Here is a 20,873-nt window from a genome sequence, read left to right as displayed (position 1 = left end):
GCCCATCCTATAGCGGTAGCAGAACCACCTTTCAACACCGGAGCATGCGCTCCGCTGTGTTATCCGGTATTAGCACGCGTTTCCGCGAGTTATCCCGGTCTATAGGGCAGGTTACCCACGTGTTACTCACCCGTCCGCCGCTAACCTCATAAAAAGCAAGCTTCCTATGAGGTCCGCTCGACTTGCATGTATTAGGCACGCCGCCAGCGTTCGTCCTGAGCCAGGATCAAACTCTCCAAAAAGAATTTGATTTCGCTCAAATTGTTTGTCCGAATCCGGTTCGCCGACGGGGCCGGCAAACCAGAATTGTTTCTGGCATCAACGCTTTGGTGTTCAGTTTTCAAGGTTCATTATTAATCTTATCGTAGCGACTCATTAATACTAACATATTACTATAATGATGTCAATAAAAATATTAAAATATTTTAATGCAGATAGAAAATTTTATTTATATAATAAAGTAGTGTCAGCATTGGAACATTCTAATATAGGGTTAAGAAAAAATCAAGCTTAAAATTCACTTCAAAATTTTGCTTAATCCGTCACTATATCAGAAATCGTTAAAGATTTTTGTTTAGATAAATCAACGATTTCCCTATTTTTCAATAATCGGACAATTGGACGGGTTGGGCAAAATCGATTAATATATAAAACTTCCGCTTTTTCTAAATTCGTTAATTCTACCTTTGTTCCAATTGGCAAATCGGTTAGCAAATCGATCATTGCATTCACAACTTGGACATCAAGTTTACCGAATTCAGTTTCTTTAATCGTTTCAATCACTTCAAACGGGGTTTTTTTTGGGCGGTAAAAACGGTCGCTGGCCATGGCGTGGAAAGTATCAGCGACAGCAATAATTTGGGATAATTTCAATACATTCCCCATCTTGGCGCCCGAAGGATAGCCGCTGCCGTCCAAACGTTCGTGATGCTGAAAGATGGCGATTTTCATTTCCGGCTTTAATGCAGGTAAATCTTTAATCATGCTATAGCTGTAAATGGGATGTTTTCGAATTTCCTGCAATTCCGCATCCGTCAGAAGATCCTTCTTATTTCGTATACTTTTTATTATTTTAGACATTCCGCAATCCGCCAAAGTTCCTGCAATTCCCATTTGGATTGAATATCCCCAATCAACCCCCAGCTTGTTCGAAATGGCAGCCGCGATTAATCCTGTAGCAATACAATGATGGTAAATATAATCATCTGGTCTGGAGTATTTTAACAAATCAAAAATATAAAAGCGGTTTTCCAATACTTTTTCCATAAGCGGAATGACCATTTCCCTTAATTTTCTTATATCAATTTTGGAACCGGCTTCCCAGCTATTGAATTCTTTTTTAAATTGTTCAAACGATTCCAGATACTTTCTTCCAAATTGATTCATTTTATTTTCTTGGAAAATATCATGTTCATTTAAATCTATTGTTTTGTATGGAACGGATTGTCTTATACTTTCATCCAAAACTGGTACTTCTTTTATATTAAACGCTTTTAAAATATGTAAATGTTCATAGGAAATAGGTGTGTTTTTTTTAATAATCGGATAGCTGGTATTAGCGTAAATATCTTTTGCTATCACTGCACCTAGTTCTATGTTATTTACTTTTACCATCGTAAATCTCACACTAAAAACCCCTTTTTGTATGAATCCATCAAAGATCCCCGTGTAAATTATACTATAAACCACGGATTTTTTTAGTACTTTTTTCATAAAAAGGTAAAAAACAGGAACATTACATGAAAGCAATGTTCCTGTTTGGAAAGTAGATTATTTCTGTTTTTCTTTTTATTTATGATTTTCTTCTGTTTCTGCCGTTTCAGTTTCTTCGGAATTCTCTTCTTTTTTTACTCTTGCAACCGTAGACACATATTCGTCTTCAGCCAAACGGATTAAACGGACCCCTTGTGTATTTCTTCCGATGCAAGATATATCATTGACATCCATGCGGATCAGAATGCCATTGTTTGTAATCAACATGATATCTTCTGTACCGTCTACAGTTTTTACTGCACACATTGGACCGTTTTTCTCTGTAATCTGAATCGTTTTAATACCAATCCCACCACGGTTTTGCAGACGATATTCGGATTCAGGCGTACGTTTTCCATACCCTTTTTCCGTTACGACTAAAATATCTTGTCCGGGTTCAACGATTTCCATGCCGACTACCCAGTCGCCTTCCCGCAATTTAATGCCGCGTACACCTGCTGCTGTACGGCCCATTTCACGGATATCTGTTTCTTCAAAGCGGATTAACATGCCGTTTCTTGTGCCAATTACAACATGTTTTGATCCGTCTGTTAATCGGACGGAAATTAATTCATCATCTTCGTGTAAATGAATCGCAATCAATCCGTTGTTGCGGATATTTGCGAATTGGGATAAAGAGGTGCGCTTTGTAATCCCCATTTTTGTCGTAAATACGAAGAATGCATTTTCATCATATTCTTTTACGCCAATCATTGCCGTTACTTTTTCTTCTTTTTCCAAATTTAACAGGTTGACAATCGGCAATCCTTTTGCCATCCGTCCATATTCTGGAATTTCATATCCTTTCGCTTTATAAACTTTTCCTTTTGAAGTGAAGAATAAAATAACATCATGAGTGGATGTATATAACAGATGTTCAACGAAATCATCTTCATTGGTATTCATTCCCTGAACACCGCGGCCGCCCCTTCTTTGGCTGCGGTATGTGCTTGCCGGCAATCGTTTGATGTAGCCTCTATGGGTTAACGTTACAACAGAATCTTCTTTTGGAATCAAATCTTCGTCTTCAATCATTTCCGGACCGCCTGGGGCGATTTCCGTACGGCGTTCATCGTTGAATTTCTCTTTAATTTCCAATAATTCTTTTTTAATGATGTCGATGATTTTCGCTTCATCTGCCAAGATTGCTTTTAATTCGCCAATTAATTTTTGCAAGTCCTGATATTCATTTTCAATTTTTTCTCTTTCAAGACCGCTCAAACGGACAAGTCGCATATCCAAAATGGCTTGCGCTTGTTTATCTGTCAAGTTAAAGCGTTCCATCAAAATCGGTTTTGCGTCTTCACCTGAACGCGAAGATCGGATGATATTGATGATTTCATCAATATGGTTAAGTGCAATGCGCAATCCTTCCAAAATATGGGCCCGCTCTTCCGCTTTTCTTAATTCAAATTGTGTACGACGGGTAATGACCACTTTTTGATGTTCCAAATAATGATAAAGAACTTCTTTTAAACTTAATACTTTCGGCTGGCCATCCACTAAAGCAAGCATGTTGACACTGAAATTCATCTGCATGGCCGTATGTTTGTATAGATTATTTAACACGACATTGGCGTTGGCGTCTTTTCTGATTTCAATCACGATCCGCATTCCCCGGCGGTCGGATTCATCCCGCAGGTTGGAAATGCCTTCTATTTTTTTATCACGGACTAATTCGGCTATTTTTTCGATTAACTTCGCTTTGTTTACTTGATATGGTATTTCCGTAACAATAATGGTTTCTTTTCCTATCGGGCTGACTTCGATTTCCACTTTCGCACGGACGACGATTGTTCCGCGCCCTGTTTCATATGCTCTGCGTATTCCGCTCCGGCCTAGAATAATTCCACCTGTTGGAAAATCAGGGCCTGGGATGATTTCCATCAATTCTTCTGTCGTAATTTCCGGATTTTCGGCTACGGCAATGATTGCATCAATGGTTTCGCCCAATTGATGAGGCGGTATGTTTGTGGCCATGCCGACAGCAATTCCGGATGCACCGTTGACAAGCAAATTCGGAAAACGGGATGGCAGCACTTTTGGCTCTTTTTCTGTCCCATCGTAGTTTGGATCATAATCGATTGTATCTTTATTGATATCCCTAAGCATTTCCATCGAAATTTTGGACATGCGGGCTTCCGTATAACGATTGGCAGCAGCCCCGTCGCCATCAATGGAACCGAAGTTTCCGTGGCCATCCACCAATACGTAGCGGTAGCTGAAATCCTGCGCCATCCGCACCAACGCATCATAAATGGAGGAGTCGCCGTGGGGATGGTATTTCCCCATTACATCACCAACAATACGGGCACATTTTTTATACGGTTTGTCCGAATGGTTCCCCAATTCATACATGCCATATAAAATGCGGCGCTGAACAGGTTTTAATCCGTCTCTTACATCGGGCAATGCCCTGGAAACGATTACGCTCATCGCATAATCCAAAAAGGATTTTTGCACTTCTTCACTGATTTTCACTTGCTTGATTTCTGAATGTAAATTTTCAGGCAAAGCGGAAACCTCCTTTCCCACTTATTAAACATCCAAGTTTTCTACATTTACTGCATTTTCTTCGATAAATTGTCTGCGAGGTTCAACCTCATCGCCCATTAATTGTCTAAAGATTTGATCCGCTTTAATGGCATCGTCCAATTGGATCTGAAGCAATGTACGTCTTTTCGGATCCATCGTTGTTTCCCATAACTGTTCAGCATTCATTTCCCCTAAACCTTTGTACCGTTGGATGGTAGGTTTTGGATTATCGGGAAGTCTTTTTAAGGTCTCTTGGAGTTCTTTATCGGAATAACAATACTCCACATGTTTCCCTTGTTTCACCTGATATAGGGGCGGCTGGGCTGCATATACATATCCGGCTTCAATGAGGGGACGCATGAAGCGGAAGAAAAATGTCAGCAACAGAATACGGATATGCGCTCCGTCGACGTCTGCGTCTGTCATGATGATGATTTTATGATAACGGGCTTTTTCCAAGTCGAATTCTTCCCCGATTCCCGTGCCAAAAGCCGTAATCATGGCACGGATCTCCGAATTGGATAAAATGCGGTTTAAATTTGCCTTTTCCACATTCAAAATTTTCCCGCGCAAAGGCAAGATGGCTTGGAAATAACGGTCCCGTCCCGATTTTGCAGTTCCTCCCGCAGAATCCCCTTCGACGATGAAGATTTCCGATTCAGCAGGATTCGTTGAAGTACAGTCTGCAAGTTTTCCCGGTAAATTCGAAATTTCCAATGCCGATTTTCTTCTCGTAAATTCACGGGCCTTTTTCGCGGCAATCCGTGCCCGTGCGGCCATGATCCCTTTTTCAACAATTTTTCTGGCAACCGATGGATTTTCTAATAAATAACGTTCAAAGTTTTCGGCAAAAATTTGATTTGTAATTGTACTTACTTCCGAGTTCCCCAATTTTGTTTTTGTTTGCCCTTCAAATTGAGGATTCGGATGTTTGATGGAAATGACGGTTGTCAACCCTTCCCGGACATCTTCACCGGTCAAGTTCGCATCATTGTCTTTTAACATGCCGTTTTTCCGCGCATATTCATTAATGACACGGGTCAGGGCTGTTTTGAATCCGGACTCATGGGTACCGCCTTCGTACGTATGGATGTTATTTGCAAAGGAGAAGATATCTGTGGAATATCCGGAATTATATTGCATGGCAATTTCAACGGAGATTCCGTCCTTTTCTCCCAAAATTTCAATCGGATCGTGAATCGGCTCCTTCGACTCATTTAAGTGTTCCACATATTCCCTTATTCCGCCTTCGTAATGGAATATTTCCGAACGGGGCTCTTCCCCGCGCTCATCCGTTAAAGTGATCGTAATGCCGCGGTTTAAATATGCCAATTCCCGCAGGCGAGATGCCAATGTTTCATAATCGTATTCAGTTGTCTCCCTGAATATTTCAGGATCCGCTTTAAAGCGGGTAGTTGTTCCGGTTTCGTCAGTGTCGCCGATAATTTTTAACGGTTCTACCGTCTTTCCCCTGGCAAACTTAATATAATGAATGTGTCCGTCGCGTTTTACATAGACTTCTGTTTCTTCGGACAGCGCATTTACAACGGAAGCTCCTACACCGTGCAACCCCCCTGAAACTTTATATCCGCCGCTTCCGAATTTACCTCCTGCATGAAGTACGGTCATAATGACTTCCACGGCAGGAATTCCCATCTTTTCATGAATGCTTACAGGTATACCGCGACCATTATCTTCTACACGAATCCAATTGCCTTTTTCTATTGTTACATGGATTGTATTGCAATAGCCTGCTAATGCTTCGTCTATACTATTGTCGACGATTTCCCAAACCAAATGGTGCAGTCCTTTGGAATTGGTTGATCCGATATACATTCCCGGACGTTTGCGGACAGCCTCTAGTCCTTCCAACACTTGTATTTGTTCAGCGTCATAGTTTCCCTGAACTTTGCTTTCTTCTAAAGCCACCACGTTCACCTACTCTTTCATACCCTAGTATGCGTTATTTGAAATTGCCTAAATGACAAAAAATTAAATCTGGACTATTTGGTCTCCACTTTTCCTTGTTTCACGTGAAACATTTTTGCATGTTGTAGTGTCTCATGGTGAATTCCGTCAACACTTGTGGTTGTTACAAGTGTTTGCACTTCTTCTTGAATCGTATTCAATAGATGTGATTGACGGAAATCATCCAGTTCAGACAATACATCATCCAATAGTAAAATGGGAGACTCTCCCGTCTCTTGTTTGATCAATTCAATTTCCGCCAACTTCAATGATAGAGCAGTCGTTCTTTGTTGGCCTTGTGAACCGTATGTTTGAACATCATAATCGTTCACTAGAAATTGCAAATCATCACGATGAGGTCCGATCAGCGTCAGACCCCTTTCCATTTCTTTTTCTTTCACTTGAGCGAATTTTTCCGCTAAGTATGTAGTCATTTCACTGTTGGTCCAATTTTTTTCAATTCCTTTAGTAGTAAAATATTTGATCTTCAAATTTTCCATTCCCTGGGATATGCCGGAGTGGATCTTTTCCGCCCATTCTTGCAAAAGATCAACGAATTCAAATCGCTTACGAATAATTTGTATTGCCGATTGAATATATTGTTCAGTGTAAATATCGAACAATACTTCATCGACTTTTTGTTTCTCTTGATAGCTTTTCAACAACTGGTTTCTCTGCTTTAAAAGTTTTTGAAAATTGAGCAGTTCATGCAAATATATTGGGGAAATTTGCCCGATTTCCATATCAATAAAACGTCTGCGCACTTGCGGACTGCCTTTTACAATATTCAAGTCCTCCGGCGCAAACATAACAACATTGATTTGACCTATATAATTACTTAGTTTCGATTGCTCAATATGGTTAACCTTACCCTTTTTTCCTTTTTTAGTAATCAAAAGCTCTAAAGGAAAGCGGCCGTGCCGGTTTCTAATCTCTCCTTTTATTTTACCATAGTCTTCTCCCCAACGTATTAATTCTTTATCATTGCTGGTCCGATGGGATTTGGCCATCGCCAAGACATAAATAGACTCTAAAATATTTGTTTTTCCTTGTGCATTTTCTCCAATCAGAACATTTATGTTGGGGGAAAACTCCAAATCAAGAGATTCGTAATTGCGATAATTGATCAGTTGTAAGCGTTCAATAATCATCCATTTTCTCCGTTCTTACTTACAATTACATATCTTCCGCAACCCGGAATATTGACAATATCTCCATTTCTTAATTTCCGGCCACGGCGCCTTTCAATTTCGCCATTCACATATACGTTGTTTTCTTCCAAAAACCATTTTGCCATACCACCAGTACTGATTGCATCAGTAACTTTCAATAGTTGTCCAAGGGTGATAAATTCCGTATCAATCACAAATTCATTCAAACATCTTCAGCCTCCGTAAACGAACATCTATCATTTAATCTTACCTTAATTTTCGATAATTCGCCAGAAAAGCCGCGAACACCTAACCTAATTTTTGACGAAAAGCTTATAATTCAAACATTATAAACACTCTCCAACGTCTTCTGTTTTGAAAAACCGAATATTCAAAAATTTTTTCATCCAACCTGGAATAAATGAATCCCCCTTACATATAATTTGGTAAATCTTGATCCACCAAAAACTTTAAATTTAATAGAGATTAACAAGAATTCTTGTTTTTAAAAATAAAAAGTGTAGACAAGCCCCACTCGGCTTTATCTACACTTTGCAATTCTTTAGTATGTTCTTACCGGTAAAATCAGCTGAAGAATGGAATCGTCATTCACTTGTCTCAAAATGAACGGCCGCATTGCACCGGTAAATTGGACAATCACTTCCTGCCCTTGTCCGTCAATGGCTTTTAATGCTTCCATCATATATTTTGCACTGAATGAAATGACAAGTTCGTCGCCGTCAATGGAATGAACCGGAATTTGTTCCTCCACTTTCCCGATTTCAGGTGAGTTGGATGAAATTTTTACGGCATTGTCCTCCAATGTTTCGAAACGCACCACATTGTTCCGGTCTTCTCTGGCAACAAGGGACGCCCGGTCAATCGCCTGTAATAATGTTTTGCCATCCAAAGTAATGTTTGTTTTGAATTCGGTCGGAATTAATCTGGAAGTATCCGGATAATTTCCCTCAAGCAGACGGGAGAAGAATAAAACATGATCTGTTTTGAACAAGATTTGTTGATTTGACATGATGATTTGAACAGGATTGCTTGTTTCATCCAAAATTTTGTTCAATTCATTCAAGCTTTTTCCAGGGATGACGATTGAATCAACATCAGTTGGCAAATTTTCCAGTTTCACTTTTCTTCTTGCCAATCGGTGGCTATCTGTTGCAACACAAATCAATTCATCGTTTTCAATGATCCAGTTTACCCCTGTAAGGACAGGCCTGCTCTCGCTTGTTGCAACAGCAAATACTGTTTCGCGGATAACCGCTTTTAGCAAATCGGCAGGTATTTCAAATTTGTTTTCGTCGTCAATTTTGGGCAATAACGGATATTCCGATGCATCTGAACCGATTAGATGGAATTCTGTTTTACCAGACCGAATGTGAGTTTGGAACTCATTTTCCACTTCAATTTCTACATCATTTGTAGGCAGTTTTCTTACGATTTCGTTGAACATTCTGGCCTGAAGAACAATGGATCCCGTTTCGATGATATTGATAATCTGATCTCCGTTTTCTTCAGCCGGGATAAAAGTTTGAATGGTAATGTCCGCATCGGATCCCGTCAAAAGCACTCCATTATCCGTAACATCGATTTTAATCCCGGTCAAAATTGGTATCGTCGTCTTGGAGCTGATGGCTTTGGTTACATCATTCAGTCCATCCAACAGCCGGTCTCGCATGATTTCAAATTTCATCGTCATACCTCGCTTATATATTAAATTATTATTCTTTTAATAATTAAGTAAAAATAATAGTAATAGGTGATGTGGATTTGTGGATAAGTATATTTTTTTCTTTATACAGCAAGATATCCACATGTGAATATATTGTGCATAACGCCGCAAAGAAAAAAGAAAGTTATCCACAAAGCTATTTTCCAAGCATGTTGCGGATTTTTTTTATTTCTTCCTGCAGATGTTGATCCTCTTTTAACATTTTTTCAATCTTCTCATGGGCATGGATGACCGTTGTATGGTCCCTTCCGCCAAATTCTTCCCCGATTTTCGGCAAAGAAAAATCCGTTAATTCCCTGGATAAATACATTGCGATTTGGCGCGGGAACGCAATGGATTTTGTTCGCTTTTTCGAAGTGAAGTCTTCCAATCGTATATTGAAGTGTTCGCCGACTACTTTTTGAATTTCCTGGATTGTGATCGTTTTCGGTTTGGTGTTCGGCATGATATCTTTTAATGCTTCTTTTGCCAAATCAATTGTAATGTCTTTGTTGACAAGAGATGAATAAGCGACAACGCGAATCAATGCTCCTTCCAATTCCCGGATATTTGTGTCGATTTGATTCGCTATGTAGTGCATCACTTCGTTCGGAATATCGAGTCCGTCCGCTTTGGCCTTTTTGCGCAAAATCGCAATTCTCGTTTCCAAATCCGGCGGTGTAATGTCTGTAATCAATCCCCATTCAAATCTGGATCGCAGCCGGTCTTCCAAAGTCGGTATTTCTTTCGGAGGACGGTCGCTTGAAATGACAATTTGTTTTGATTCAGTGTGCAAGGCATTAAAAGTGTGGAAAAATTCTTCCTGAGTCGATTCTTTTCCTGCCAGGAATTGAATATCATCAATTAATAAAACATCCACATTGCGATATTTATTCCGGAAATCTTCGGCCTTGTTATCACGGATAGAGTTGATGAACTCGTTCGTAAATTTTTCGGAAGACAAGTAAACCACTTTTGCATTCGGATTGTGTTCAAGCACATAGTGTCCGATAGCGTGCATTAAATGAGTTTTCCCCAAACCTACACCACCGTAAATAAATAACGGGTTATAGGCTTTTGCCGGTGCTTCAGCGACCGCAAGTGAAGCTGCATGGGCAAACCGGTTGCCCGAACCGATAACAAACGTATCAAAGGTGTACTTTGGATTGAGCATGCTGTGTGAACTTTCCGCGGAATCATTTGACTTCGTTTGAATGACTGGCGCCGGAATGTCAAAATCATCATTGTCCTGATCCTTTTGAACAACAAATTGAATGAGTAGATCTTTTCCGGTAATTTCAGACAAGATTCTCGCTATTAAAGGAACATAGTGGGTTTCAAGCCATTCACGGGCGAACGAAGTGGGTGCGGCGATTGTCACTTTTTTCCCGTTGTAAGAGAGCAATTTTGTTGATTTTAACCACGTCTCAAAGCTTGGTTTCGAAATTTGTTGTTCTACTCGGGCCAGGACTTTGTTCCATAATTCATCTAAATGTTCCAAGCTTGTGACCCCTTTACTTATTTTTTTAATCAAAACGTCTTCATCAATATTATTAAAACACAAAATCACAACCTGTGGATAACTTTTTCCATAGGTTGTGGTTTATTTTATCCACAAGTTATCAACAGCTGGGGATAAAATATTTCCCAAAAAACTTTTCCACAGAGTAAAGCACAATAATACTATCAAAAAAATATCATCGTTTCAATAGGTTGATAAACTTATCCACAATATTCATCATCATCCTTGAAAATTTATCCACAATGTATGATTTTGTGAAAAAGTTGTCAATAACCATTGTGGATAAAAAAATGCCGAAAAAATTTATCCACAATATTTGTGATTATCTACAGGAGATTTGTGGATAAGTTGTTTAAAAATTTAGAAAATAATTTAGGAACTTTGTCGCTTGATTTTCTTTAATAGTCATTTGACAATATGAATGGGATTTTTATATAATAGTCGAGTCTATATGTAAAATTGAAACTGAACAATCACTTTGGAGGTGTGAATATAGATGAAACGTACTTATCAACCGTCAAAACTTAAGCGCAAAAGAGTGCACGGTTTCCGTAAACGCATGAGCACAAAAAATGGTCGAAAAGTATTAGCTGCGCGCCGTCGTAAAGGAAGAAAAGTATTATCTGCATAAGTCCACTGAATTTTCAGTGGTCTTTTTTTTCATAATTTGCCAACCAAGCGGAAGCAGGTGATTGAGTGAAAAAGCGCCAAAGGATTAAAGAAAATAAAGAGTTTCAGAAAGTATTTAAGGAAGGGAAATCGTTCGCCAACCGGCAGTTTGTCGTATATTGTTTGCCGAGAGAGGGGCAAAAGGAGTTCCGGATCGGGCTTTCAGTAGGAAAAAAAATCGGAAAAGCCGTGACCCGCAACAAAGTGAAACGCTATATTCGCCAATCGTTTTTGGAATTGAAAGACGATCTCAGGCAAGACATGGACTATGTTATCATCGCCAGATTACCGGCGGCCAATTTAAATTATCATGAAACGAAAAAAAGTTTGGAACATGTATTGAAAATCGCAAAAGTATTAAATAAGAAAAAAGTAAGTAAAGAATAAAAAATGCATATAGGGAAGGAAAAAAACTAGTAGTAGAGCTGCCAGTTAAAAACATGGTAAAATAGCATAAAAATAAAATAGAAAGTTCTGTAAGCTGTAGGAGGAACAGAATTGAAAAAAAATTCGCGGATCATATTGACTTTGGCGTTCGCCGCCATTTTGCTCAGCGGCTGCAGGGAATACAACCAGCCGATTTCAGCCGACAGTGAGGGTTTTTGGAATCAATTCATTGTTTGGCCAATCGTTTCAATCATTGAATATTTCTCTAATTTGTTCGGGTCATATGGGCTAGGGATTATTGCAGTGACCATCATCATCCGATTGGCTATACTGCCATTGACTATAAAACAGGTCCAAAGCTCGAAAAAAATGCAGGAACTCCAGCCGAAATTAAAAGAGCTACAAGAGAAATATAGTTCAAAAGATGCTGTAACCCAGCAAAAGTATCAAAAAGAATTAATGGAATTGATGCAATCCAGCGGCGTAAATCCAATGATGGGATGTTTGCCCGCTTTGATTCAAATGCCGATCATTATCGGGTTGTACCATGCCATTAGCCGGATGAATGCGACGCCTGAGTTTGATCTTGGGACATTCCTGATTTTCCCGCTGGCTGAACCAAGTATCATCCTTGCGATTGCAGCTGGTTTGATCCAATATATTGTATTAATGACCGGCCCGGCAGTGGACAACCCTCAAATGAAAATCATGCTGTATTTTATGCCTCTCATGGTTATTGGATTCGGGATGGTATTACCGGCGGCATTATCTTTATATTGGGTGGTCGGAAACATTATTTCAGTTATTCAAAACATATTTATTTATAAGAAACCTTGGGAAAAGAAAGATAATGAAAAACCTGCGACAACTGGAGGATCGAAAAAGTGAAACAAATTACACAAACTGGCGCGACGAAGGAAGAAGCGATTGCTTTAGCGTTACAAAAGCTTGGTGTAACACAAGATCAAGTGGAAATCGAAGTGTTGCAAGAAGCGAGAAAAGGTTTTTTGGGGTTCGGTGCCCGTCCAGCGGAAGTCCGGGTTACTGTCATTGAACAACAGGTGGATGAAATTGAAACATCGGGAGAACCTTCCGTAATAGAAGAAAAATCCGATGAAATACCTGTAAAAGATGAAGCAGTAAATGAGGATGCAGAAGAAAAAACATTGAGTGAAGATGTTGAAGGAGAGTCCGATCCAGTCCTAATTGCTGAGCAATATTTGAAAGATGTTGCAAACGCTATGGGAATTCATGATTTGAAAGTGGAAGCGGAAAAAGAAGGAAAAACCATTCATTTTAAATTGGAGAGCGAAAGAGCGGCACTTCTGATCGGAAAACACGGCAGCAATTTGAACGCACTGCAGCAACTAACCCAATTGGTTGTAAGCAAAAACATAAAATCGTATGTAACGGTGAGACTGGACGTTGAAAATTATCGCGAGCGCCGCCAAGAAGCGTTGGAAAAATTGGCGCAGAAAATGGCCGATAAAGCAATCCGGACGGGAAAGAAAGTGGCATTGGAACCGATGCCTTCTTACGAAAGAAAAATCATTCACAACGCTTTGGCAAATCGATTGGATGTTGAAACATATTCGGAAGGTGAAGAGCCGAACCGCCATTTAATTATTGAACCGGTAAAATAGGAAAAAATATAGGGAAAATATCATCCAGATGAAGATTTGGATGATATTTTTTTGCCCTTGAATGGATGATTGCGGCTGATTTGGCCTTCGAAAACCTTTTCCATCTTCATCTTTATTTCCCAATCCCCATTCTTTCATTTTGGGGATTATTCTTTTTGATTTTTAAACGTCTAAAACCTGGGAAATGATCAATATCCACATGTGGAAAAGATACTATACTTTCGATTTAAAGTAATTTGTGTTAAGCTATTTTGTTAGTGAGAAAGTTCGGCGAGTTATCCACATGTGGATAATATAAGGGAGTGAATACAATGGAAACTGATACAATCGCCGCCATCTCCACGCCGATGGGAGAGGGAGCCATTGCCATCGTTCGTTTAAGCGGTGACGAAGCGGTTCCGATAGCGGATAAAATATTTAAATCCCCTGCCAATAAAAAATTAAAAGACCAGCCATCCCATACAATTCATTACGGACATTTAATCGATCCGGAAACAGGAAAAATAGTGGAAGAAGTAATGGTTTCGGTCATGAAAGCACCAAAAACGTTTACCCGTGAAGATGTAGTGGAAATCAACTGTCACGGAGGGATTGTTTCGGTCAATCGGGTGCTGAATCTTGTATTAAAAAATGGTGCGAGATTGGCTGAACCAGGTGAATTTACAAAACGCGCCTTCTTAAATGGCAGAATTGATTTGTCCCAGGCTGAAGCGGTAATGGATTTAATACGTGCGAAAACAGACCGCGCGATGAATATAGCCCTCAGCCAAATGGACGGGAAATTGTCGCGGCTAATCAAAGAGCTGCGCCAGGCATTAATCGAAACATTGGCACACGTGGAAGTAAATATTGATTATCCCGAATATGATGACGTCGAAGAAATGACAGTTCCGATGCTGCTTGAAAAATGTACATGGGTTCGTGATGAAATAAAAAAATTGCTCCGGACTTCCAGCCAAGGAAAGATTTTGCGCGAAGGGCTTTCAACGGTGATTTTGGGTAGACCGAATGTAGGAAAATCATCGTTGTTAAATACGCTCGTACATGAAAATAAAGCGATTGTAACAGATATTGCAGGGACAACCCGTGATATTATAGAAGAGTATGTCAACATCCGCGGCGTCCCTTTGCGCCTGGTGGATACTGCCGGAATCCGGGAAACGGAAGATATCGTCGAACGGATCGGGGTAGAAAGATCCCGCCAAGTATTAAAAGAAGCGGATTTGATTTTGCTTGTGCTGAACGGGTCAGAACCGTTGACAAAAGAAGATGAAAATCTCTTCGAGACAATAAAAGATATGAATTTTATTGTCGTGATCAATAAAATGGATTTGCCGCAAAAAATTGATTTGGAAAAAGTAAAAGAACTTGCAAATGGAAGACGGATTGTCGCCACTTCTTTATTAAAAGAAGAAGGGGTGGATGAGCTGGAAGAAGCGATTGCGGAATTGTTCTTTGAAGGACAGATCGAATCGGACGATTTGACGTATGTTTCCAATGCGCGGCATATTTCCATATTGGAACAGGCATTGAAAGCGATAGAAGATGCGATTGAATCGGCGAAAGCGGGCGTGCCTGTGGATATTATTCAAATCGATGTAACAAGAACGTGGGAGCTGCTTGGGGAAATCATTGGCGACACAGTGCATGAAAGCCTGATCGATCAGCTGTTCTCGCAATTCTGTTTGGGAAAATAAACAAAACTTACTATGGAAGGGAAGAGTTTTTCGGCATGACAACTTATGAAGCAGGAATGTATGATGTCATTGTTGTCGGGGCTGGTCATGCTGGTGTGGAAGCGGCACATGCCGCTGCTAAACTGGGTGCAAAAACCCTCATGCTGACAATCAGTTTGGAAAATATAGCGTTTATGCCATGTAATCCATCGATTGGCGGACCCGCAAAGGGAATTGTTGTTCGCGAAATCGATGCTCTTGGAGGATTAATGGCAAAAGTAATTGATAAAACCCATGTTCAAATGCGTATGCTGAACACGGGGAAAGGTCCTGCCGTCCGGGCATTGCGGGCTCAGGCGGATAAAGTCCTGTATCAGAGGGAAATGAAAAGAGTATTGGAACAACTAGAAAACCTCCATATCCAGCAAGCAATGGTGGAAGAGCTGATTATTGAAGATGGGGAAGTTAAGGGGGTTATTACGAGAACCGGAGGCGTTTTCCGGGGAAAAGCCGTTATATTGACTACCGGCACGTATTTGCGCGGAGAAATCATTATCGGTGATATCAAATACTCAAGCGGGCCGAACAACATGCAGCCATCCATCAAACTGGCCGATCAATTAAAGGAGTTGGGCTTTGATATAGTACGTTTTAAAACTGGAACACCTCCCCGTCTGAATGGAAGAACGGTGGATTATAGCAAAATGGAGATTCAGCCGGGGGATGACGTTCCGAGGGCTTTCAGTTTTGAAACGACAGAATATATTATGGATCAGATACCTTGCTGGTTGACATATACGACACCGGAAACCCATGAAATTATCAACAGCAATTTAGATAAAGCACCGATGTTCACGGGTCTTATTACTGGACCGGGCCCAAGATATTGTCCGTCCATTGAAACGAAAGTTGTCCGGTTTAATGACAAACCCCGCCATCAAATTTTTATTGAACCGGAAGGGCGGGAAACGGATGAAGTATATGTGCAAGGACTTTCAACAAGCATGCCGGAAGATATTCAGCTGAAAATGATTGCCTCCATTCCTGGATTGGAAAATGCCCAAATGATGCGTCCAGGTTATGCGATTGAGTATGATGCGATTGTTCCGACCCAATTATGGCCAACCCTTGAAACGAAACGGATCAAAAATCTTTTCACAGCCGGCCAAATCAACGGAACGAGCGGTTACGAAGAGGCCGCAGGGCAAGGTATCATGGCAGGGATAAATGCGGCAGCAAAAGTGTTAGGCAAAGAACCGGTTATTTTAAAACGTTCAGAAGCATACATCGGCGTGTTAATTGATGATTTGGTGACGAAAGGAACAAATGAGCCGTATCGTCTGCTGACATCACGTGCGGAATACCGGCTTCTTCTCCGTCATGATAATGCGGACTTGCGATTAACAGAAATCGGCTATAAGGTTGGTTTAATATCAGAAGAACGTTATCAAAGATTCTTGAAAAAGAAACAGCAAATAGAAAATGAGATGGCGCGTCTTCGGGAAGTGATTATTAAACCAAGCGAAAAAACGCAGGAAGTCATCCGTTCCGTAGGAGGTTCGGAACTTAAGGACGGTATTCGCGCGGCTGACTTGTTGAGACGCCCGGAAATGAATTATGATTTGGTAGCTTCTTTAACCCCGCCGGATGAGGAGTTAAGCGAAGAAGTAAAAGAGCAAGTCGAAATTCAAATCAAATATGAAGGCTACATCCAAAAAGCATTGCAGCAAGTAGATCGCCTTCATAAATTGGAAAGCAAAAAAATTCCTGAAGATATCGATTATGATCAAGTGCCTAACCTTGCCTCAGAAGCCCGTGAAAAATTGAAAGAAGTGCGTCCATTGACGATTGCCCAGGCTTCCCGCATCTCCGGTGTGAACCCTGCGGATATATCCATTTTGCTAGTATATATCGAACAAGGGAAAATCGCCCGCGTAAGCGGCAATTCATAATAAAATAAGCGTTCGAGCAAATTGTTCTCGAACGCTTATTTGTTATATTCTTTCAAAAATATATAGTGAAGAGGAGCGAAAAATGAACGAACAACTTTTTATCCAGAGCCTGAAAGACAATGGAATTGCGCTGAATGAAACGCAGATTGAACAATTCCGGAAATATTTCGAATTGCTTGTTGAATGGAACGAAAAAATGAATTTAACGGCTATTACGGATCTGGAAGGAGTATATCTCAAACATTTTTTTGATTCCGTCAGTGCATCCTTTTTCTTTGATTTTACGAAAGTTCAAACCCTTTGCGATGTCGGGGCGGGCGCCGGTTTCCCGAGCATCCCTTTGAAAATTTGTTTTCCTCATTTACATGTGACAATTGTTGACTCCTTAAAGAAGCGCATTACGTTTTTAAATCATTTGAGCGAACAATTAAATTTGACAAATTGCCAATTTGTTCATGCAAGAGCCGAAGATTTCGGCCAAAACCCGGATTATAGGGAAAAATTTGATGTTGTTACGGCAAGGGCAGTTGCGCGGTTAAATGTGTTGGCAGAGCTTTGCATCCCTTTGGTAAAAGTGGGAGGGCATTTCCTTGCGTTGAAAGCGGCTGCCGCGGATGAAGAATACAAAGAAGCGAAAAAAGCCGTCCAAGTGCTTGGAACGACTTTAAAAGAACAATTTGATTATCATCTGCCGATCGAAAATAGTGAACGGACCATTTTTGTTTTTGAAAAAATCAAAAAAACCCCGAAAAAATATCCAAGAAAACCAGGCATTCCAAACAAATCGCCGATCAAATAATCCATATGCGCTCAAATTTTGTTGAGCGCCTTATTCTTACAATTAGAAAGGATTTTTCTAATATACATCATTTTCTTGTATAATAGAAAATAATAAGCAAGATTAATGGTTAATTAATGGATATAAAAAGATTCAGAGATTAATAATAATCTCCTGTCATCGTAAGTTTCACGTGAAACATTTTAGAAATATATTCAGAAAAGTTTGCATCATTTTCTGTTCAAGACTATTTCATAGATTTTACTTCTATCAGACTCTGTACAATTCATATAGAATATTAAATAATAAAATATAGTGCAGATAGTTTCCAAAAGGTGGTGCCATTGAATGAGAAGTCCTTTTTCACGATTTTTTGGGGGCGGGGAAAAACTGGTTTCCGAAAAAAAAGGTGAAATAGAAACGGAAGAGAAAGAGAAAAAACATTCGGAAGAAGTAGTGAAAATTCCGATTGATCAAATCGTGCCAAATCGTTATCAGCCGCGAACAGTTTTTGATGAAGAGAAGATCGAGGAATTGTCCAGAACGATCCATACACACGGTGTGATTCAGCCAATCGTTGTCCGCCGTTTGGATGATAATCGGTACGAAATCATTGCGGGGGAGAGACGTTACCGGGCGATAAAAAAGTTAAATTGGACGGAAGTGCCGGCGATTGTCCGGGATTTAAATGATAAGGAAACAGCATCCATTGCGTTGATTGAGAACTTGCAAAGGGAAGAATTAACGGCCATTGAAGAAGCTTTGGCTTATCAACAATTGATCGAAATCCATCATTTGACACAGGAAGCATTGGCTCAACGCCTTGGAAAAGGCCAGTCCACCATCGCAAATAAACTGAGACTGTTAAAACTTCCGCAATATGTACAAGACGCGATTTTAAGACGTGAAATTACAGAGAGACATGCGCGGGCGTTAATCAGCATCAAAGATGAAGAAATGCAAATTAAATTAGTAGATTTAATTAAAGAAAACGATTGGAACGTCCGGCAACTGGAAGAATATATTCAACAATTGACAAAAGAAAATGAGAATGAAGAAGGGAAAAAAGCCAGACCGAAGCGCAAGGCAATCAGCAAAGATATCCGCATTGCACTCAATACAATTAAGCAATCTTTATCGATGGTATCAAAAAGCGGCATCAATATAAAAACCGAGGAAGAAGATACGGAAGATTACTATCTAATTACGGTAAAAATCCCCAAAAAAAAATCTTGATGTTTCACGTGAAACCGTTGGTCGTCTCTAAAATAAAGGGACGGCCGCTTTTTCTATATCATTTTTTTTAGAAAAAAAGCATATAGAATACAATTGTATTATAAATTTGATAGAATGGAAGAGGTAAAAATATAATATATTCATTGCTTAATAGAAATTTTAATTATTGATAAAGATGAAAGCAGGTGCACAAGATTGGGAAGAATAATTGCAATTGCCAACCAAAAAGGCGGTGTTGGTAAAACAACTACTTCAGTAAATTTGAGCGCTTGCCTTGCTTATTTAGGAAAAAAAGTATTGTTGATCGACATCGATCCCCAGGGGAATGCCACAAGCGGCGTAGGCATCAATAAAGGGGAAACATCCGGATGCATTTATAATGTATTGATCGATGATGAAGATGTAAAAAATGTCATACAACAGACCAAAGTAGAGAATCTATATGTCATACCGGCTACCATTTCACTAGCAGGTGCAGAGATCGAACTGGTTTCCACGATTTCAAGGGAAGTGCGTTTAAAACACGCGTTGGAAAACATTAAAGATGATTATGATTTCATCATTATTGATTGCCCTCCCTCATTAGGCTTGTTGACAATCAATGCCTTGACAGCCTCAGATTCGGTCATCATTCCCGTTCAATGTGAATATTACGCTTTAGAGGGGCTCAGTCAGCTATTATCAACGGTAAGATTGGTGCAAAAACATTTAAATCCGAATTTGACGATTGACGGTGTATTGTTGACGATGCTGGATGCCCGCACAAATTTAGGGCTTCAAGTCATTGAAGAGGTAAAAAAATATTTTCAAGATAAAGTTTATAAAACAATTATCCCTAGAAACGTGCGTTTGAGTGAAGCACCCAGCTTTGGAGAACCGATTATCATTTATGACCCGAAATCCCGGGGAGCGGAAGTTTATTTAGAGTTAGCAAGGGAAGTGATAAAAAATGGCTAGAGGCTTAGGAAAAGGAATCGGGGCTTTATTTCCGTCCGAAACATTGGAGTCCATCCAGAAAGATGAGCATATTGAGAAAATTCCGTTGCAAAAGATTGTTGCAAACCCTTTCCAGCCAAGGAAAAAATTTGATGATGAAGCCATCGAAGAATTGGCTCAATCCATCCGTGAACATGGCATTATTCAACCGATCGTCGTAAGAAAGAAAGGAAAAAAATACGAGATTGTAGTAGGGGAACGCAGATATCGCGCCGCTAAACTGGCGAATTTGGGAGAAATTCCGGCCATTATCAAAGAAATGACTGAAGAGCAAATGATGGAACTGGCCATTCTTGAAAATTTGCAGCGGGAAGATTTAACACCGATTGAAGAAGCGGAGGCATACCAAAGTTTAATTGAAAAGTTGAATTTCACCCAGGATGATTTGGCGAAACGATTGGGAAAAAGCCGGCCCCACATTACCAATATGATCCGATTATTGCAATTGCCCGAAGAGGTGCGGGAATTGGTTAATGAGGGGAAACTAAGCATGGGGCATGGCCGGGCCTTGCTTGGCTTAAAAAACAAAAGACAAATGATCGAAGTTGCGAAAAAAGTCATCAATCAATCACTGAATGTACGCCAATTGGAAGCATTGATTAAACAGTTAAATGAAAAGGTTTCACGTGAAACAAAACAGAAACCAAAAAAGGATATTTTTGTGCAAGCCACTGAATCTCAATTGAGGGAATTCTTTGGAACAAATGTCCAAATCAAGAAAACAAAAAATAAAGGGAAAATAGAAATAGAGTTTTATTCGGAAGATGATTTGGAACGCATTTTGGAAATTTTAAATTTAAATCACGAAGAACTATAAAATGACCGGGAAAAACATCATTTTAGGATTGCTCCCTAAAATGATGTTTTTTGGTTAAAAAAATTGTT

General features: G+C 39.9%; 17 protein-coding genes and 1 rRNA gene (1 of these 18 running past the window's edge). 10 read left to right on the top strand and 8 right to left on the bottom strand.

Annotation, left to right across the window (positions count from 1 at the left end):
* The 8 genes from NST62_RS13960 to dnaA form a co-directional block, all read right to left on the bottom strand.
* Positions 1-242: ribosomal RNA gene (locus NST62_RS13960) — 16S ribosomal RNA — on the bottom strand (it extends 1,310 nt beyond the left edge of the window).
* A gap of 292 nt (positions 243-534) precedes the next feature.
* Complete coding sequence (locus NST62_RS13955) at positions 535-1,626, bottom strand: HD-GYP domain-containing protein (RefSeq protein ID WP_246045841.1); 1,092 nt, start codon at positions 1,624-1,626, stop codon at positions 535-537.
* 162 nt (positions 1,627-1,788) lie between these two features.
* Entirely contained in the window at positions 1,789-4,266 is a 2,478-nt protein-coding gene (gene gyrA, locus NST62_RS13950; protein ID WP_141602100.1) for a DNA gyrase subunit A, read from the bottom strand.
* 24 nt (positions 4,267-4,290) lie between these two features.
* On the bottom strand, positions 4,291-6,216 hold the full coding sequence (gyrB, locus tag NST62_RS13945) for a DNA topoisomerase (ATP-hydrolyzing) subunit B (protein WP_141602109.1): 1,926 nt from the start codon (positions 6,214-6,216) through the stop codon (positions 4,291-4,293).
* A gap of 74 nt (positions 6,217-6,290) precedes the next feature.
* Positions 6,291-7,406: a DNA replication/repair protein RecF gene (gene recF / locus NST62_RS13940; RefSeq protein WP_141602099.1), complete on the bottom strand. Its 1,116-nt coding sequence runs from the start codon at positions 7,404-7,406 to the stop codon at positions 6,291-6,293.
* Positions 7,403-7,633, bottom strand: coding sequence for a S4 domain-containing protein YaaA (gene yaaA / locus NST62_RS13935; RefSeq protein WP_141602098.1), 231 nt, complete (start codon positions 7,631-7,633; stop codon positions 7,403-7,405). Before yaaA ends, recF begins: the two co-directional genes overlap by 4 nt.
* Before the next feature lie 335 nt (positions 7,634-7,968).
* Positions 7,969-9,111, bottom strand: coding sequence for a DNA polymerase III subunit beta (gene dnaN / locus NST62_RS13930; protein ID WP_141602097.1), 1,143 nt, complete (start codon positions 9,109-9,111; stop codon positions 7,969-7,971).
* A gap of 175 nt (positions 9,112-9,286) precedes the next feature.
* Positions 9,287-10,630, bottom strand: a complete 1,344-nt coding sequence (gene dnaA / locus NST62_RS13925; protein ID WP_141602096.1) for a chromosomal replication initiator protein DnaA — start codon at positions 10,628-10,630, stop codon at positions 9,287-9,289.
* A 517-nt stretch (positions 10,631-11,147) separates the two neighbouring features.
* Here dnaA and rpmH point away from each other — a divergent pair.
* From rpmH to NST62_RS13875, 10 genes are all read left to right on the top strand, one after another.
* Complete coding sequence (rpmH, locus tag NST62_RS13920) at positions 11,148-11,282, top strand: 50S ribosomal protein L34 (RefSeq protein WP_141602095.1); 135 nt, start codon at positions 11,148-11,150, stop codon at positions 11,280-11,282.
* A gap of 65 nt (positions 11,283-11,347) precedes the next feature.
* Positions 11,348-11,707: a ribonuclease P protein component gene (gene rnpA, locus NST62_RS13915; RefSeq protein WP_141602094.1), complete on the top strand. Its 360-nt coding sequence runs from the start codon at positions 11,348-11,350 to the stop codon at positions 11,705-11,707.
* 111 nt (positions 11,708-11,818) lie between these two features.
* Positions 11,819-12,595, top strand: coding sequence for a membrane protein insertase YidC (gene yidC / locus NST62_RS13910; protein WP_141602093.1), 777 nt, complete (start codon positions 11,819-11,821; stop codon positions 12,593-12,595).
* Entirely contained in the window at positions 12,592-13,350 is a 759-nt protein-coding gene (gene jag, locus NST62_RS13905) for an RNA-binding cell elongation regulator Jag/EloR (RefSeq protein WP_342462987.1), read from the top strand. Before yidC ends, jag begins: the two co-directional genes overlap by 4 nt.
* Before the next feature lie 311 nt (positions 13,351-13,661).
* Positions 13,662-15,047: a tRNA uridine-5-carboxymethylaminomethyl(34) synthesis GTPase MnmE gene (mnmE, locus tag NST62_RS13900; protein WP_141602091.1), complete on the top strand. Its 1,386-nt coding sequence runs from the start codon at positions 13,662-13,664 to the stop codon at positions 15,045-15,047.
* 35 nt (positions 15,048-15,082) lie between these two features.
* Positions 15,083-16,978 carry a tRNA uridine-5-carboxymethylaminomethyl(34) synthesis enzyme MnmG gene (gene mnmG, locus NST62_RS13895; protein WP_328215866.1) on the top strand — a complete coding sequence of 632 codons (1,896 nt, stop codon included), beginning with the start codon at positions 15,083-15,085 and terminating at the stop codon, positions 16,976-16,978.
* A gap of 82 nt (positions 16,979-17,060) precedes the next feature.
* Entirely contained in the window at positions 17,061-17,777 is a 717-nt protein-coding gene (gene rsmG / locus NST62_RS13890; protein WP_141602089.1) for a 16S rRNA (guanine(527)-N(7))-methyltransferase RsmG, read from the top strand.
* A 327-nt stretch (positions 17,778-18,104) separates the two neighbouring features.
* Positions 18,105-18,992, top strand: a complete 888-nt coding sequence (gene noc / locus NST62_RS13885) for a nucleoid occlusion protein (protein WP_141602088.1) — start codon at positions 18,105-18,107, stop codon at positions 18,990-18,992.
* A 195-nt stretch (positions 18,993-19,187) separates the two neighbouring features.
* Positions 19,188-19,949 carry an AAA family ATPase gene (locus NST62_RS13880; RefSeq protein ID WP_141602087.1) on the top strand — a complete coding sequence of 254 codons (762 nt, stop codon included), beginning with the start codon at positions 19,188-19,190 and terminating at the stop codon, positions 19,947-19,949.
* Positions 19,942-20,805 (top strand): ParB/RepB/Spo0J family partition protein, encoded by an 864-nt coding sequence (locus tag NST62_RS13875; protein WP_141602086.1) that lies wholly within the window; start codon positions 19,942-19,944, stop codon positions 20,803-20,805. Before NST62_RS13880 ends, NST62_RS13875 begins: the two co-directional genes overlap by 8 nt.
* Positions 20,806-20,873 lie beyond the last annotated feature (68 nt).

The sequence above is a fragment of the Ureibacillus sp. FSL K6-8385 genome (genome assembly GCF_038593155.1).
GTDB lineage: Bacteria > Bacillota > Bacilli > Bacillales_A > Planococcaceae > Ureibacillus > Ureibacillus terrenus.
The sequence above is the reverse complement of the archived record's forward strand: the minus strand, read 5'-3'. Positions and strand labels throughout refer to the sequence as shown.

What these genes read in the sequence shown, in the direction of transcription:
- recF (WP_141602099.1), bottom strand. Translation starts at nt 7,406, where the DNA reads ATGATTATTGAACGCTTACAACTGATCAATTATCGCAATTACGAATCT.
- dnaN (WP_141602097.1), bottom strand. Translation starts at nt 9,111, where the DNA reads ATGAAATTTGAAATCATGCGAGACCGGCTGTTGGATGGACTGAATGAT.
- rpmH (WP_141602095.1), top strand. Translation starts at nt 11,148, where the DNA reads ATGAAACGTACTTATCAACCGTCAAAACTTAAGCGCAAAAGAGTGCAC.
- mnmE (WP_141602091.1), top strand. Translation starts at nt 13,662, where the DNA reads ATGGAAACTGATACAATCGCCGCCATCTCCACGCCGATGGGAGAGGGA.
- mnmG (WP_328215866.1), top strand. Translation starts at nt 15,083, where the DNA reads ATGACAACTTATGAAGCAGGAATGTATGATGTCATTGTTGTCGGGGCT.
- rsmG (WP_141602089.1), top strand. Translation starts at nt 17,061, where the DNA reads ATGAACGAACAACTTTTTATCCAGAGCCTGAAAGACAATGGAATTGCG.
- noc (WP_141602088.1), top strand. Translation starts at nt 18,105, where the DNA reads ATGAGAAGTCCTTTTTCACGATTTTTTGGGGGCGGGGAAAAACTGGTT.
- NST62_RS13875 (WP_141602086.1), top strand. Translation starts at nt 19,942, where the DNA reads ATGGCTAGAGGCTTAGGAAAAGGAATCGGGGCTTTATTTCCGTCCGAA.